This window comes from Streptomyces sp. NPDC050704, from assembly GCF_040654355.1.
In the GTDB taxonomy this organism is placed as follows: domain Bacteria; phylum Actinomycetota; class Actinomycetes; order Streptomycetales; family Streptomycetaceae; genus Streptomyces.
Map to the genome: position 1 here is coordinate 1 of NZ_JBFAHW010000012.1, position 14,362 is coordinate 14,362.

Consider the following 14,362-nt stretch of genomic DNA (forward strand, 5'->3'; position numbering starts at 1 on the left):
TGCGCCCGCGCGGGAGCAGGGCGGCACCCGTCACGGAGCAGGCTTGCGTAGGTGGCCCCGGTATGTTCTGCCTCCTCGCCGCGGCAACCGCGCAGGCGTGTCCTCGGGGGTCGCGATCGTCTCGGCGGCCAGGTGGAGTTCCGCCCGCACTGTCGCGGACGACAGGTCGAGGGACAGTGCCCGGCCACACTTGCCCAGCCAGTCGGTGAGCGTACTCCGGCTCAGGCCCAGCTCGGAGGCAGCGGGTGCCGTGCGGCCACGGTGCTGGAGCCAACATCGAAGGGCGATACGCAGCGGCTTGTCCAGAGGTCTGAGGAGGGCGGAGGCCCAGTGATGGGCGTCGTCGGGGTCGAGTAGATCGGTGGGCAGCGGGGGGTCGGTAACAAGGCGTGCGGACGTGCTGACTCGGTGGGAAGGAGCCGGGGCTCGCAAAGCCAGCAGGAGTTGGGCCTGCACGGTGGGGTTGTCCAGTTCGGCGGCCAGGAGAGTGCCGATCCAGCGCAGGCGGGCACGAACCGTGCCTTCGGACACGTCGAGCACTGCTGCGGCGGCCTGAGCGGACCCCGACCGCAGGTATGCCTCCAGCGTCCGGTGCTGCTCGCGGTCGAGGGGCGTGAGGATCGCGGCGGACCAAAGGGCGAGTCGATCGGCGGGCACGACGCGGAGCAGCCCGTGCGAACCCAGGAAGGTCGCGGACGCCAGGCAGCCGGAAGTCGCGCCGTGCCGCGCGTTCCCCGCCTCGGCCCACGCCGTGGCGACCATGTCCAGTGGCAACGGGTCCGAGACGCCACCGGCCAGTTGATGTCGGTCTGCGATGCGCGCGACGAAGAGGCGTGCCAAGCGGCGGTCATGGTCGTCGAGGCTGTGGAGGCCGTGGAGTGCGACGACGACCAACTCGTTTCCCTCCATACACACCAGCATGCGGGGGGCGTTGGGAGACACACTGGGCTGCGCCGCTCGCCAATGCGTCTGATAGGCGGCATGCACCGACTGACCGGCCAGCCGGAACACCGTGGCGTGTGTGGCGGCGGTGCCCAGCACGTCGGTTGCCAGGTGAGACCGGCCGCTCAGCAGGAGATGCAGAACGGCGGTGTGCAGTCTCCGCTCAGCCTGGTGGGTGTCCTCCGCCCGACGGACCCGCGCCCGCATTCTGAGCAGGTCGACGCAGGTCCGTACGATCAGGTCGATGCGGGATGCGGGCGGTGCCGTGCCGGGACGGACCACGAGGACGGCACCCGCCATCTTGCGGATCGTCAGGTGCGGGTGGAGTCGGGGGTGCGCGGCGGCACGCACCCCCTCAGGTCCGGCGGTGTCCGGGGTGCTGCAGACGACGCCGCCCATGAGGTCCGCCAGGACCGCCCAGCCGTCGGCCAGGGCTGCGGCTTCGGCAATCAGCCGGGCGTCCGAGTGGGCCGCCGCACGGGTGAGCCGTCGCACCACCTGGTACCGGGTCACCTTCACGGGCAGGGCAGGCGTGCGCCCCGCACTGCCCGGCGTCATAGGATCCGCGCCACCCCGCCCCAGCCCGCGCGGTCGGTGAGAGCACCGGTGTTCGCGTCGGGGCGCCAGCGCGGCCAGCTCGTAAACCCGGGTTCGACCAGTTCGGTGCCCTCGAAGAGCTCGACGGCCACCGACGGCTCACGGAAGATGTAGGGGATCGCGCCGGAGCTGTTGTACTCGTCCTGCACCACCTGGTGTTCCTTGTCCGCGGCTGTGGAGTGGCTCAGTGACAGGTAGCTGCCCGAGGGAAGCTGCTCGACCAGTCGGCGCACAAGACCCCGGGCTTCGTCCCAGTCCACGATGTGGCCCAGCACGTCGTTGATGACCAGAGCGGTGGGCTTGGTCATGTCCAGCGTCTTGGCCGCGCCCGTTAAGACGGCGTCCGTGTCCCGCATGTCCGCCTGCACATAGGCGGTGGCGCCCTCGGGGGTGCTGGTGAGCAGCGCATGGACGTGCAGCAGCACGATCGGGTCGTGGTCTATGTAGACCACTCGGCAGTCGGGCGAGACCCGTTGTGCGACTTCATGGGTGTTGTTGCTGGTCGGCAGCCCGGCACCCAGGTCGATGAACTGCCGGATCCCCGCCTTGGCGAGGAAGGCGGTGGTACGCCGGAGGAAGTCCCGCGACTCCTTGGCGAAGGGGACGATGAGGGGGTACTTGCTGCTGTAGGCGTCGCCAGCGGCCTGGTCGGCGGGGTAGTGGTCTTTCCCGCCCAGCCAGTAGTTCCAGACGCGCGCACTGTGCGCGACGGACGTGTCGATCGGCTGGTGCGGGCGGGTCGGTTCGGTCATGTCAGTACCTCTGTCGATTCGTCGGGATGGGGTGCGATGGCGCAGGTGTGGTCCATCAACAAGTGATACGCCGACACCGCGTGCAGGCTGTTCAGGACTTCAGCGGTGCCGCGCAGATCTCCTTCACGGACTACGTGGTCGGGGATCTCCGGCACGTCGACCCGGTACAGGGTCACGGCCGGCATGCCGGTCATGGGGTGGCAAGGACCTTCCAGGGGGTGAATCTGCAAGGTCACATCGGGGCGCTCGACAGCTGCCTTGAGTGCCTGCCGCTGCTCGGCCATCACATCCTTGTCGCCTACGGAAGTGAGCAGCGCCGTGGCGGACATGATGGCCCAGATGCGTGTGTTCTGGTGACGCAACCGCTTCTGGCGTTCCATGAGCAGCTCGGTCCGCCGGTCCTTGTCCGCAGGGGACAGGTCAGGTCTGCGGACGTTGTCGACGGCGCGGGCATAGGACGGTGTACGCAGCAGGGCAGGAACAAGTGCCGGCTCCCACACGCGGATGATCCGGGCCGCGGATTCCACGCTCATGAGGTCCAGCTGCCATGGGTCCATGACGGACCGCCACGGATGCCACCACCCCGGTAGGTTGGCGGCCGCGAGTTCCCCGAGAAACCCTTCGATTTCGGCAGCGCCCGCGCCGTACGCCGTAAGCAGGGCATGGACCTGACCCTCGTCGAGGGATGTCTCGGCCTGCTCGATGCGGCGGACGGTCGCGGTGTGGGCCCCAAGTGCGTTGGCGGCCTCGCCTCGGGACATCCCCGCCGCTTCACGCAGTGTTTTGAGCCGGGTGGCGAGAACCAGGTGCGCGACGGTCCTGCCAGACCTTTCGCGAGCCACGGAATCTCCTTCCGGCACTTTCCACAACCTGCTGTTAGTGCGAACTCTGTATCTTGCAATCCTCGTTCACAACCCTTTGAGTATGTCCAACCCGCTTCAGTCGGCGCGCAGTTGCGGGTGACGGGAAGCGGCAAGATCGCGGCCGGCCGCCGAAGAGGGCTCCGTTCACATACGCGCCGTCGCTCCGGGCAGGGAGGGAGCCGGGTGCGGTCGACGCCGATGGGGGCATGACCGGGAGGACGAATGGACAGGCGTGATCGGCGGCAGTCGACTCATGGAGGGTGGTCCGTCAGCAGGAGCCTCCCGCTGCCTCCCGCCGGAAGTGACGCCACCCCGGCAGTTGCCTCCCGCCCACCCGAACACCGGATGGGCGACAGCCTCCCCCACCCGCTGACCGCTGCCCGCACCGCCCACCGGGAAGCCGCTGCCTCTCCAGCTGACCTCCACACGATGCTCAGCACCCCCGAGGTGAAAGCCTGGTCCAACGCCTTCCTCACGCCCCTGCGGTGCGACCCGCGCCTCATGCGCACCCTCCAGGCCCGGCCGGCACACGACGCCAACGTCTCGCGCACCGCCGCGGCCCTCGACGTCGCCCCCGTCACCGTCCGCACCCGACTGCGCGCGGCCGGGCCGCTCAACCGCCGCGAACCGATCCGCAGCGACCTCCGGTTCGACTCCGCGGGCGATCTGCCCGACGGCGGAGTCGGCGCCCTGGCCGGTGTCCGGTCCCCCGCCTGTGCGGTCCACGCGGCAACTGGCGGGCCGGACATGACCGTAACGAGGACTGCGGAAGCCGAGGAATCCCGCCATGACGCTGCCTGACGTGTGTCTGCTCGCCTCCGCCAGAGCCGCCTTCCCCCTCTGGGCGCGACTTGAGACCATCGGCGTGCACTCTCTGCACACCTGGGTCGTGCCCGACGGCTGCAGCGCCGAGACGGCGGCCGACCGCGCCGCCGAGGCCATGGTGTGGGAGGGGCCGCTCAGCGACGGCGGGATCGTCATCACCGCCTTCGACTCGGCGAAACTCCTGCAGTCCGTCGTCCTGCCGCACGTCGTGCCCTACCTGACCCAGGACACCGCCTGGCTGCAGATGGGCGCAGTCGCGGCCACGGACCGGCCGTTCGTCGAAGCAGCCGTGACCTTCACCGGCGTCTGCCTGATCCAGGCCCCGTTGCGCTGGACACCCGAAGGCCAGCTCCCCTCCGCCGGCACCGACGCGCCGGGCACGGAGCCGGCCGACCACGACCTCGAACCTGCCGCTGCGCTGGCGTACGCACTCTCCCTCATCGCGCCGCTGCGACCGAACTTCGGTCTCACACCGCCACAGCCCATGGACGCCGATACCGCGTATGCGCTGGCGCAGATGGAACTGGAGTTCCCCGTCCCTGACGCCGACTTCAGCCGGGGGCCTGACGTGCCGCCCGATGCCACCAGGGACAGCAGAGCGGACCGGAAAGGGCTCCAGCGCCGCCGCAGCAAGAGAACTCCACCGGACTAGTTGGCCATTGAGTGCTTCAGTCGGCCGCCTTGGTGCTCAGGGTTGTCGATCAACACCTGGCCGCACTCAGGCCTCGTCGGATCGCCACAACCAGCGGAGGGCATCGGGGAGCAGAACGCCGCCGTGGTTGGGGCTGTGACCGCCGTCGCCCAGGACCAGGCGGAAGTCGTAGCCGGCTTCCGCGAGCGCGGCCGCGACACGCAGGTTGTTGGCGAGCCAGTTCCCCTCGGGCTCGTTCCAGCGCAGGTCCCGATGGCCCGCTTGCAGGAAGATACGCAGCGGCTTGGTGGGGACGCGCGGAATGAGCTCGGGGTAGGGGTTGCCGCCGGGCATCTGCGTGAAGCTGGACAGGAACGCGGTGACCCGGCGGAACTTGTCGGGGCGCAGCCATGCTGCGGTGAACGCGCAGTTGCCGCCGCTGCTGCCACCGCAGATGCCCCACTGATCGGGGTCCTCGGCGATCGAGTAGCGCTTGCCGACCTCGGGGATGATCTCGTTCAGGAGGAAACTGACGTACCGATCGTCGAATGCGTCGTACTCGGTGTTGCGGTTCTTCGGATCCTCGGCGCCGGCGAAGATGCCGGGGTCGACGAACACGCCGATGGTGACCGGGATGTCGCCCCGGTGGACGAGGTTGTCCAGGACGGTCGCGCCGCGGACTTCCCCGTCGGGGTCGAGGTACCACCATCCGTCCTGGAACACCATGAGCGATGCTGGTTCGGCGGGGTTGTATCTCGCCGGCACGTGGACCCAGAACTTCCGGGACGTGCCGGGGTAAGTCACGCTGTCGTTCCAGTCGAACTCGATCGTCTCGCCGGCGGGCACGCCGGGCTGTGCAGCGGAGTCGGGGCCGTGGGCGTAGCGAACGTCTGACTGGTTCATCGGAAGCGGCTGGTAGGGCACCTCGATCATCATGCAGGTCAGCTCAGGTGAGGAGTTTCGCGAGCTGGGCCATCTCGGTGGGCGGGTCGATCACCGGCTGGATCAGGAGTTCGTCGACTCCGGCCTGTTCCAGGGTGGTGATGCGGGCGAGGAGATCGTCGCGGGTGCCGACCAGGGCCAGGGTGTTCATCAGCGAGGGCAGCACCAGGTCCCGGTCCTGCGGCGAGATGCGTCCGAGGTAGTTGGGGTAGAGCTTGGTGTGCCGGTCCGGCGCGGTAGCGGTGGTGCCGCGCCGGTCGAGGAGGCTCCGTACCGCTTGGCGTTCCTCGGGGCCGAGTTGGTCGGCGAAGGCGGGTGTGTCGGCGGCGGTGTCGGCGGCGAAGGCCAGCAGCGACAGGACGAGGTGGCCGGTCGCGTCCCGGGCCGCGTCGCCGTGGGGGTCCTCGTCCTCGTCGAGCAGGTGGAGCGAGGTGACCACGTAGGAGTCCGCCCGGGTGTCCGTGTGGGAGTCGGGGTCGCGGGGTGTGTCCTGGGCGGCGTGGCGGCGGGTGTCGTGCAGCGCGTGCCAGGCGGTGGGGTCCAGCAGGCCGAAGGAGATGAGGCCGGTGCCGCGGCGGCCCGCGACGGCGGCGGCCTTCGGCCCGAGCAGCGCGGCCACGACGAACTCGATCGGGTCGGCGGTGTTCACGTGCGCCCCGGCGTGCAGGAACCGGATGTCGCGGACCCGGTCACCTTCGCGGTACTCGGTCGAACGTCCGGCGCACAGGTCCTGCAGCGCGGCGGTGAAGTTCTCCAGCCTGGCCGCCGTGGTCGGCCGCATGCCCACGGTACGCCGGGCGGTGTTTCCGGTGCCGACGCCGCAGATGATCCGGCCCGGTGCCAAGGCGTTGAGGCTGGCGAGCCCGCTCGCGGCGGCCGGAGCCGAGCGCAGCGCCGGTGAGGTCACGCCGATGCCGAGCCTGATGCGGCTGGTGGCCTTCGCGCACAGGCTCAAGGCGACGAAGGGATCGCCATGGACCATCGGGGTGTCGTTGACCCAGAAGCTGTGCAAGCCCAACTCCTCGGCCCGCACGGCGAGATCCTCCACACCGGGCTGCGCGCTGACCACGATCCCTGCACGCATCACAACCTCCAAGGTGTGCGGATGGAACCGGACTTGCTCAGCATGCCAGGTCCCGGCGCAGGGCCGTTGCAAAGTCGCGTGGCCTTGTGGCGTGGTGCTTTCGGGGCTGTCGACCCTCGTCGTCGAGGGTGTGACGGACGGAGTGAGGCCATCCGGGTGTCGGCTCGGACCCGGGACACGGGCAGTTCGTGCCACGGGTCCGTGGCGGGGGCGGCGCACGCTCGCGGTTTCGTCAGTTCGGCGTGGATCTGAGGGAGCACTTTCGTGCCGAGCAGTTCGATGGCGCGCAGGAAGTCGTGCTGGGGCATACCGCCGACGTCCATTTGAAGGATCTGGCGGCTGTGGCCGAGCAGTCCGTGCAGGTGGAGGATGCGGTCGGCGACCTCATCCGGGCTGCCGACGAAGACCATGCCGTCGGGGCCGTAGGTGGTGGCGCGCTCGGCTCGTGACGGGGCGGGGCGGCCCAGTTCGGCCAGGCCCTCGGCCATCATCCGGTGCTCGTACTCCAGGTACGTCGACCGGGCCTGGGTGCCGGACTCGGCGACGAACCCGTGCACGGCGACCGCGATGTCGGCCCGCTCGGCGGGGTGGCCGGCCTCGGCCCAGGCGGCCCGGTAGGCGTGCCCGTACTGCGCCCAGTGCTCGGGAGTGCCACCGAGGACGCCGAGGAACATCGGCAGCCCCAACTCGACGGCGCGGTACACCGAATCCGGGCTGCCCCCGGTGCCCAGCCAGATCTTCAGCGGTGCCTCGGGACGAGGGAAGACGGTGACATCCTGCAGCGGCCGTTTGCGGTGCGGGCCGCGCCAGGTGACGTTCTCACCGGCGTTGACCGCCATCAGCAGGGCGAGCTTGGAGGCGTAGAGCATGTCGTAGTCGTGCTCGTCGTGGTCGAACAGCGGGAACGTGATCGTCGACGAGCCGCGTCCGGCGACCAGCTCGATGCGTCCGGGGCCAGCGACGCGGCGGTCGCGAGCTGCTGGAACACCCGGATCGGGTCGTCGGTCGACAGGACGGTGACCGCGGTGCTCAGTTTGATCCTGTGGGTGGCTGCCGCGGCGGCGTTGACCACGGAGGTGGGTGAGGACAGCGGCATCGCCCGCATGTGGTGCTCGCCCACCCCGAAGAAGTCCAGTCCCACCTCGTCGGCGAGCTTGATGGCCTCCAGCACGTCACGGAGGGCCTGGGCGGTGGGGCCGCGGCTGCCGTCGGGCAGGCGCGGGGTGTTGCCGAAGGAGTAGACGCCGAGCTCGAAGGTCATGGCGGGGTCCTGGCCTCAGTTGCTGATGGCGGGCATGGCCCGCCGGTAGCGGGCGTCGGTGAGCTGGGCGACGAGGAACGCGGCGATGTCGGCGCGGCTCATGGCGGAGCCCACCTTGTCGTGACCGAGGAAGCCGGCGCGGATGCGGCCGGTGGCGGGCTTGTCGGTGGGGTTGGTGATGCGGGCGATGGTGTAGTCGAGACCGGAACCGGTGACGGCCTCGGTCATGCCCTTCAGCTCGGCCAGCGCGTTGGGGAACATCAGCCCGGCCGCGACGGGCAGCACCTTGTGCTTCCAGTGCGGCTTGTCCCGCGGATCGGCCAGTGAGGGCGTGGCCAGGCCGATGAACCGGTCCGCCTGCTGCGCCTGCATGGCCCGCACGATGGTGCGGGTTCCGTCGGTGACCTGGGTGCCGGTCGTGGACCGTTTCAGGAAGGGGCCGAGCGCGCTGATCACCGCGTCGGCGCCACTGACGGCCTGCTCGACGGCATCGCGGTCGGACAACTGCCCGGTGACGACCGTGAGGTGGGAGTGGGTGAGCGCGAGCTTGGCGGGGGTGCGGACCAGGGCGGTGACCTGGTGGCCGTCGTCCAGGAGCCGCTGGACGACGAGGCGGCCGATGCCGCCGGTCGCGCCGAAGACGGTGACACGCATCAGGGGTGGTTCCTCGCGGTAGCGATCAGCAGGGGTCAGAAGCTGTACGGGCCGAAGCGGCCCCACACCACCAGGCCGGCCAGGATCAGCAGGACGGCGTTGAAGACGATCGCGCCGGGCTCCTTGCGGCGGGCGTGGGTGATCGCGGCCAGCACCATCACGACGACCAGGCCGGTCGCGGCCAGCGGGGTCAGCACGGGGGCGATGTCGGTCGCGGCGGGAAGTATCAGCCCGAGGGCGGCGGCGAACTCCACGACGCCGATGAAGCGGACGGTGCCCTGGGAGAAGTCAGCCGTCCAGGGCAGCTGTCCGGCCAGCTTCTCCTTGGGCTGGGTGGACTTGATGACGCCGGCCATGGCGAACATGGCGGCCAGTACGGCCTGCACGATCCACAAGAAGACGTTCACGTACGGATTCCTTCGGGGAGGGGGACGGGGTGGGGAGGGAGCGATGCCCCTCCCCACGCAGGGGGGCGACTGGCCGGCCGGTCAGGCGTTGAAGACGGCCTCGGAGCGGTCGCGGTTTTCGTGCAGGTCCCAGTACAGAGGGGCGATCTGCTCGGGTGTGGCCGTCGGGAAGCCCTCCGGGCCGCCGTCGCCGATCCACACGCCGATCGCCACGTGCGCGGCGTGCACACCGCTGCCGGCCAGCTCCTTGTCCAGGTTGATGACCCAGTTGCGCAGGGCTGCCGAGGCGGCGTTGACGTTGCCGAGCATGGGGATGGGATCCACCGAACCGCCGCCGGTGGTGAACAGCAGGGTGCCGGCGCCCACTTCGCGCATCGCGGGCAGCACCGTGCGGGCGGCGGCGATGGCGCCGTAGAGGATGTACTCGATCTGCGGCTGCAGATTGTCCACCGTGACTTCCGAGGGGGCGGCCAGGGTGTGACCGGGCACCGGCGAGTGCGGGGCGGGTGAGTACTCCAGTACGTCGATGCCGCCGAAGCGGGCCTTCACCGCGTCCAGGGCATCGGTCAGTGAGGGCCGGTCCAGCACGTCGGCCGGGAACGCCGCGGCCGTGATGCCTTCCTGGCCGAGCTGGTCGACCAGCGTTTCCAGCTTCTCCTTGGTGCGGGAGATCAGGGCGACGTCGAAGCCGCGGCTGCCGAAGGTACGGGCGATGGCCAGGCCCATACCGGGACCGGCGCCGACGATGGCAACAGTGGGCACGATGGTTCCTCTTTCTGTCGGGCGTGGGTCAGGAGCAGGAGACGGCGATCTTGCCCGGCGTGCCGGCGCCGAAGGCGGCGAACGCCTGCGTGGCCTGTTCCAGCGGGTAGGTGGCGGTGACCGGCACCCGCAGCGCACCGGAGGCGACCTGCTCGGCCAGGGAGGTCAGGATCTGGGTGTTCGGGGTGCCCATGATCGTGTGGACAGTGACGTCCTGCCCCTTGACGTCGTCCTGGGTGAGCCCGGTGGTCGAGGCGAGCTGTCCGCCCGGCCGCAGCAGAGCCGCCAACTGGGCGCCGTCGCCCGCGAGGTGCAGCACCGCGTCCACCCCCTCCGGGGCGATCGCGCGGACCTGCCCCTCCAGGTCACCGGTGAAGTCGACCACGTGGACTTCCGCGCCGGTCAGACCGGTGACGAAGTCGCTCTGCGCGCCGGGGCGGGCGGTCGCGATCACCTTCGCGCCCCGGGCGGCGGCGAGCTGCACCGCCAGCGAACCCACTCCGCCCGAGGCCCCGGAGATCAGCAGCGTCTCGCCCTCACCTAGGGCCACCGCGTCCAGACTCACCACGGCCGTGGCCCCGGCCACGCCCAGCGCGCCCGCGTCCCCCACCGTCAGACCCGCGGGGATGCGGGCGGCCCCGTGCCCGGCCGGCACGGTGACGTACTGGGCCAGCGATCCGGCGCCCACGTACGGCTTCAGCACGACACCGAAGACCGCGTCACCGACCGCGAAACCCTCCACACCCTCGCCGAGCGCCTCGACAGTACCCGCGAAGTCCTGGCCCAGGACCAGCGGGAACCGGTGCTCCATCATCTCTTGCACATAGCCGGCCGCTACGGCGATGTCGAAGCCGTTCAACGAGGCGGCCGCCACCTTGACCAGCAATTCCCCAGCCTCCGGGCGAGGAGCGTCCACCTCGGTCACGGCCGGGGCGGAAGGGACGGATTCGAGCGTCACAGCGCGCATGAAAGTACCTCTCGACTAAGTGGTCCGGGTGGACCACTTTCACTGTCGCCCACCGTATCAGCGCAAACGGCCCACCCGTTCCACTTAGGTAGAGTGGGGGCATGAGCTCCCCGCCTTCCGACCAGACACCGTGCCGGCAGCTCGGCACGGGACTGCGCGCCGACGCCGAGCGCAACCGCTGCCGCATCCTGGCCGCCGCCCGCCGCCTCTACGCCACCGAAGGGCTCGGCGTCTCCATGGCCTCCGTCGCCCGCGAGGCAGGCGTCGGCAAAGCCACCCTCGGCCGGCGCTTCGCCACCCGGGAGGAACTGATCAACGCGGTCTTCGCCGACCGCATGGACGCCTACGCCGACGCCGTAGCCGAGGCACTCGCCGACCCCGACCCCTGGCACGGCTTCACCGGCTACATCGAGGCCGTCTGCGCCATGCAGGCCGCCGACCGCGGTTTCGCCGACGTCCTGACCATGACCTTCCCCGCGGCCAAGGCCCTGGAAGCCCGCCGCACCGAGTCGTACAACGGATTCCTCGAACTCATCGCCCGCGCCCGGCGCAGCGGACACCTCCGCGAGGACTTCGTCCCGGAGGACCTCGTCATCCTGCAGATGGCCAACGCCGGCGTCCTCGCCGCCGCGGGCGACGACGCCCCCGACGCCTGGCGCCGCCTCGTCGGCCACATGCTCCGCTCCTACGCCACACCGGACGCACCGATCCCCGCGGTGCCCGAAGCCCCGAGGCCCAAGGCCCTCTACCGCGCCATGGTCCGCCTCTCACGAACCGGCCCGGGCTCCGTCGAGCACGACGGCCTTGGCCCGCGGTAGGCATTCGCGCCGTGGCGGGCTCGGGGCGGCCCATGCCCCTGAGAGATTCCTACGACGGCGAGGAGGGTGCCGGCTGGGGCCACGGACCGGCGCCGGGCCCTCGCCGACGGCAGTGACGGGCTCGCGCTCCTGGCGCCACACATGGGCCACGATGTGCGATACCTGCACCGATGCCTTCCTGCACGCCGTCGCCCTCCCAGCCCCGGCAGGAGGTTGCCGACTTCGGGCAGGCGCGCCGGTGTTGCAGTACAGGCGGATGATCACCTCGTCCCGCAGCTGGACGAACTGCTTGCCCCGGCAGGTACCGAGGACCTTCGTGGTCTCGTCGTCCCGGATGGGTGGTCTCTGGATAGTTCCCCGACCGCAGCGAGCGGTCCCAGTCGCGCAGGAATCCCGACCAGGGCGTCGACAGCCCCGCAGTGATCTTGTCCAGGTCCAGCAGCGGCATCCTCGCAAACGTCCGAGTAAAGGCGCCGATGAGCGGCGCGCTCAACCCCGAAGACCGGAAACGGCCCACACGAAAAGGGCCCTCACAGGCTCTCGCCTGCGAAGACCCTTCACACTGTCGGGACGACAGGATTTGAACCTGCGACCCCTTGACCCCCAGTCAAGTGCGCTACCAAGCTGCGCCACGTCCCGATGCGCCTCGTCGCGGTGAACCGCGTGATCGCGCGAACAGAACTTTACCCCACGCCGAGGGCTGCTTGGAAAAGGGCGGGGGCGAGGGACAATCGGGATATGAGCAGTACTTCTGACACCAGGCGGGACCGGGACACCGAGGGGCGGGCGCGTAACGCGCGGCCCCGGGACGGGCTCGGGCGGCCCCTGCCGTACGGGACCGACGGGGTGGAGCGGCAGCCCGAGGGGGTCGTACGTACGCCCGAGGAGACGGTCGTCGAGGCGCAGGCTCTGCTGGAGGACGGGAAGCCGTTCCATGCGCACGAGGTCTTCGAGGACGCGTGGAAGTCGGGGCCGGACGAGGAGCGGACGCTGTGGCGGGGGCTGGCGCAGCTCGCGGTGGGGCTCACGCATGCGGCTCGGGGGAACGTGACGGGCGGGGCTCGACTGTTGCGGCGGGGCGCCGGAGCCGTCGAGGAGTGGGGAGCGGACGCTGGACGGTCGCGGCCGTACGGGATGGAGCTGGCCGAACTGGCCGAGTGGGCCAGGCAGTTGGCGACGGCCGTGGAGGACGGCGGGGCTGCTGTGGGTGCGCGCGAGTGGGCGCCCCGGTTGCGTGGGGGCAAGACCTAGCGGTGGGCTTCTGACGGGTCTGCGCGGCGGGCGCCGTCGTCGTGAAGGGGTGCCGGACGGGTGCGGTGACCGGGTTGTCAGTGGCGTGCGGCAGACTCGGGGTGTGCGAAAGATTCATGTCATCGGTATCGGAGCGGGCGATCCCGACCAACTGACCCTGCAGGCGGTCAAGGCGCTGAAGAGCACGGACGTGTTCTTCATCCTCGACAAGGGCGAGGTGAAGTCGGACCTCGTTCAGCTGCGCCGTGACATCCTCGACGCTCACATACCGGCTGGGGCATACCGGCTGGTGGAGGCGCGTGACCCGGAGCGGGACCGGGCCGCCGGGGGCGCGGGCTACTCCCCCGCGGTCGGGGACTGGCGCAGTGCCCGCGCCGACATCTATGAGCGGCTGATCACCGAGGAGTTGGGCGAGGACGAGAGGGGGGCGTTCCTCGTGTGGGGCGACCCCTCGTTGTACGACAGCACGCTTGGCATCCTGGAGGAGATTCTCGACCGGGGTGCGGTGACCTTCGACTACGACGTCGTACCGGGTATCAGCAGCGTCTCGGCTCTGGTCGCCCGCCACCGCACGGGGCTCAACCGCGTCGCCCGGCCCGTCCAGATCACCACGGGCCGCCGTCTCGCCGAGGGCTTCCCCGACGGGGTCGACGACGTGGTCGTCATGCTCGACGCCCACCAGACGTTCCAGCGGTACGCCGACCAGGACATCGACATCTACTGGGGTGCGTACATAGGCACGCCCGACGAGATCCTGGCCTCCGGCCCCCTCGCGGAGACCGCCCCCCGGATCGCCGAACTCCGCGCGAAGGCCCGGGACCGCAAGGGCTGGATCATGGACACGTACTTGCTGCGCAGGCGGCCGCACGGATAGGCGGGGCCAGGTCACTCGGATCCCGGGTTCCGGCTCCCGGCCTCTGGCTCCGGCCCTTGGCTTCCGGCTCCAAACCCCAGCCCTGGCTCCCTGCTTCCGGCTCCGACCCGCAGCCCTGGCTCCGGGGTTCCGGCCTCTGACTCCCGGCTCGGGCTCCCGGCCCTTGGCTCTGGGCTTCCGGGCCCCGGCTCCCAACCCCAGCCCTGGCTCCCTGCTTCAGGCTCCGACCCGCGGCCCTGGCACCGAGGTTCCGGCCTCTGACTCCCGGCTCGGGCTCCCGGCCCTTGGCTCTGGGCTTCCGGGCCCCGGCTCCCAACCCCAGCCCTGGCTCCCTGCTTCAGGCTCCGACCCGCGGCCCTGGCACCGAGGTTCCGGCCTCTGACTCCCGGCTCGGGCTCCCGGCCCTTGGCTCTGGGCTTCCGGGCCCCGGCTGCCATCCCCTGACTCTCGGCTTCCGGCCCCAACCCCCAGCCCTGGCTCCCTGCTCCCGACTTCCGGCTTCCGGCTCCCAGCCCCTGGCTTCCGGGCTCCGGGCCCCGGCTTCCGGCTCCGACCCGCAGCCCTGGCGCCCGGGTCACGGCCTATGACTCCGGGCTTCGGCTTCGGCTTCGGCTCCGGCTCCGGCTCCGGCTCCGGCTCCGGCTCCGGCTCCGGCTCCGGCTCCGGCTCCGGGGACAGGGTGCCGCAGGCCGGGCTGTTCTGCCCGCCTGCGAAGCCGGTCGCGGCAGTGCG

At 70.5% G+C, this 14,362-nt stretch carries 14 protein-coding genes, 1 tRNA gene and 1 pseudogene; 5 read left to right on the top strand and 11 right to left on the bottom strand.

Annotation, left to right across the window (positions count from 1 at the left end):
* Window positions 1–30: 30 nt before the first annotated feature.
* From AB0I18_RS08985 to AB0I18_RS08995, 3 genes are read right to left on the bottom strand one after another with little or no spacing between them, the layout of a single operon-like run.
* A complete protein-coding gene (locus AB0I18_RS08985) occupies window positions 31–1,500 on the bottom strand; it encodes a helix-turn-helix domain-containing protein (protein WP_363104724.1) in 1,470 nt (489 codons plus the stop codon).
* Window positions 1,497–2,291, bottom strand: coding sequence for an SAM-dependent methyltransferase (locus AB0I18_RS08990; protein WP_363104725.1), 795 nt, complete (start codon window positions 2,289–2,291; stop codon window positions 1,497–1,499). Before AB0I18_RS08990 ends, AB0I18_RS08985 begins: the two co-directional genes overlap by 4 nt.
* A complete protein-coding gene (locus AB0I18_RS08995) occupies window positions 2,288–3,133 on the bottom strand; it encodes a helix-turn-helix transcriptional regulator (RefSeq protein ID WP_363104726.1) in 846 nt (281 codons plus the stop codon). The genes AB0I18_RS08990 and AB0I18_RS08995 overlap by 4 nt, the downstream gene beginning before the upstream one ends.
* A gap of 450 nt (window positions 3,134–3,583) precedes the next feature.
* On the opposite strand from AB0I18_RS08995, the gene AB0I18_RS09000 reads away from it, so the two are divergent.
* Together AB0I18_RS09000 and AB0I18_RS09005 are read left to right on the top strand one after the other, a co-directional pair.
* Window positions 3,584–3,955 (top strand): hypothetical protein, encoded by a 372-nt coding sequence (locus AB0I18_RS09000; RefSeq protein ID WP_363104727.1) that lies wholly within the window; start codon window positions 3,584–3,586, stop codon window positions 3,953–3,955.
* Window positions 3,942–4,631 (top strand): hypothetical protein, encoded by a 690-nt coding sequence (locus tag AB0I18_RS09005; RefSeq protein WP_363104728.1) that lies wholly within the window; start codon window positions 3,942–3,944, stop codon window positions 4,629–4,631. Before AB0I18_RS09000 ends, AB0I18_RS09005 begins: the two co-directional genes overlap by 14 nt.
* A gap of 66 nt (window positions 4,632–4,697) precedes the next feature.
* On the opposite strand, the gene AB0I18_RS09010 is transcribed toward AB0I18_RS09005, so the two are convergent.
* The 7 genes and pseudogenes from AB0I18_RS09010 to AB0I18_RS09040 all read right to left on the bottom strand — a co-directional run bounded on the left by AB0I18_RS09010 (window position 4,698) and on the right by AB0I18_RS09040 (window position 10,687).
* The gene (locus AB0I18_RS09010) at window positions 4,698–5,513 is read right to left on the bottom strand and encodes an alpha/beta hydrolase-fold protein (protein ID WP_363104729.1); all 816 of its coding nucleotides are present in this window, start codon (window positions 5,511–5,513) and stop codon (window positions 4,698–4,700) included.
* Between the two features lie 43 nt (window positions 5,514–5,556).
* The gene (locus tag AB0I18_RS09015; RefSeq protein WP_363104730.1) at window positions 5,557–6,636 is read right to left on the bottom strand and encodes an LLM class flavin-dependent oxidoreductase; all 1,080 of its coding nucleotides are present in this window, start codon (window positions 6,634–6,636) and stop codon (window positions 5,557–5,559) included.
* Window positions 6,636–7,897 (bottom strand): annotated as a pseudogene (locus tag AB0I18_RS09020) (LLM class flavin-dependent oxidoreductase). Before AB0I18_RS09020 ends, AB0I18_RS09015 begins: the two are co-directional and overlap by 1 nt.
* A gap of 15 nt (window positions 7,898–7,912) precedes the next feature.
* Entirely contained in the window at window positions 7,913–8,551 is a 639-nt protein-coding gene (locus tag AB0I18_RS09025; protein WP_363104731.1) for an NAD(P)H-binding protein, read from the bottom strand.
* 35 nt (window positions 8,552–8,586) lie between these two features.
* Window positions 8,587–8,958, bottom strand: coding sequence for a DoxX family protein (locus tag AB0I18_RS09030; RefSeq protein WP_363104732.1), 372 nt, complete (start codon window positions 8,956–8,958; stop codon window positions 8,587–8,589).
* Window positions 8,959–9,039: 81 nt separating this feature from the next.
* Window positions 9,040–9,720 (bottom strand): SDR family NAD(P)-dependent oxidoreductase, encoded by a 681-nt coding sequence (locus AB0I18_RS09035; RefSeq protein ID WP_363104733.1) that lies wholly within the window; start codon window positions 9,718–9,720, stop codon window positions 9,040–9,042.
* Window positions 9,721–9,748: 28 nt separating this feature from the next.
* Entirely contained in the window at window positions 9,749–10,687 is a 939-nt protein-coding gene (locus AB0I18_RS09040; RefSeq protein WP_363104734.1) for an NADP-dependent oxidoreductase, read from the bottom strand.
* Between the two features lie 101 nt (window positions 10,688–10,788).
* On the opposite strand from AB0I18_RS09040, the gene AB0I18_RS09045 reads away from it, so the two are divergent.
* The gene (locus AB0I18_RS09045) at window positions 10,789–11,505 is read left to right on the top strand and encodes a helix-turn-helix domain-containing protein (RefSeq protein WP_363104735.1); all 717 of its coding nucleotides are present in this window, start codon (window positions 10,789–10,791) and stop codon (window positions 11,503–11,505) included.
* A gap of 565 nt (window positions 11,506–12,070) precedes the next feature.
* On the opposite strand, the gene AB0I18_RS09050 is transcribed toward AB0I18_RS09045, so the two are convergent.
* Window positions 12,071–12,144, bottom strand: a tRNA-Pro gene (locus AB0I18_RS09050).
* Between the two features lie 99 nt (window positions 12,145–12,243).
* Between AB0I18_RS09050 and AB0I18_RS09055 the strand changes: the two genes are divergently transcribed.
* Together AB0I18_RS09055 and cobF are read left to right on the top strand one after the other, a co-directional pair.
* Window positions 12,244–12,756: a DUF309 domain-containing protein gene (locus AB0I18_RS09055; RefSeq protein WP_363104736.1), complete on the top strand. Its 513-nt coding sequence runs from the start codon at window positions 12,244–12,246 to the stop codon at window positions 12,754–12,756.
* 103 nt (window positions 12,757–12,859) lie between these two features.
* On the top strand, window positions 12,860–13,630 hold the full coding sequence (gene cobF / locus AB0I18_RS09060) for a precorrin-6A synthase (deacetylating) (RefSeq protein ID WP_363104737.1): 771 nt from the start codon (window positions 12,860–12,862) through the stop codon (window positions 13,628–13,630).
* The last annotated feature ends 732 nt before the right edge of the window (window positions 13,631–14,362 follow it).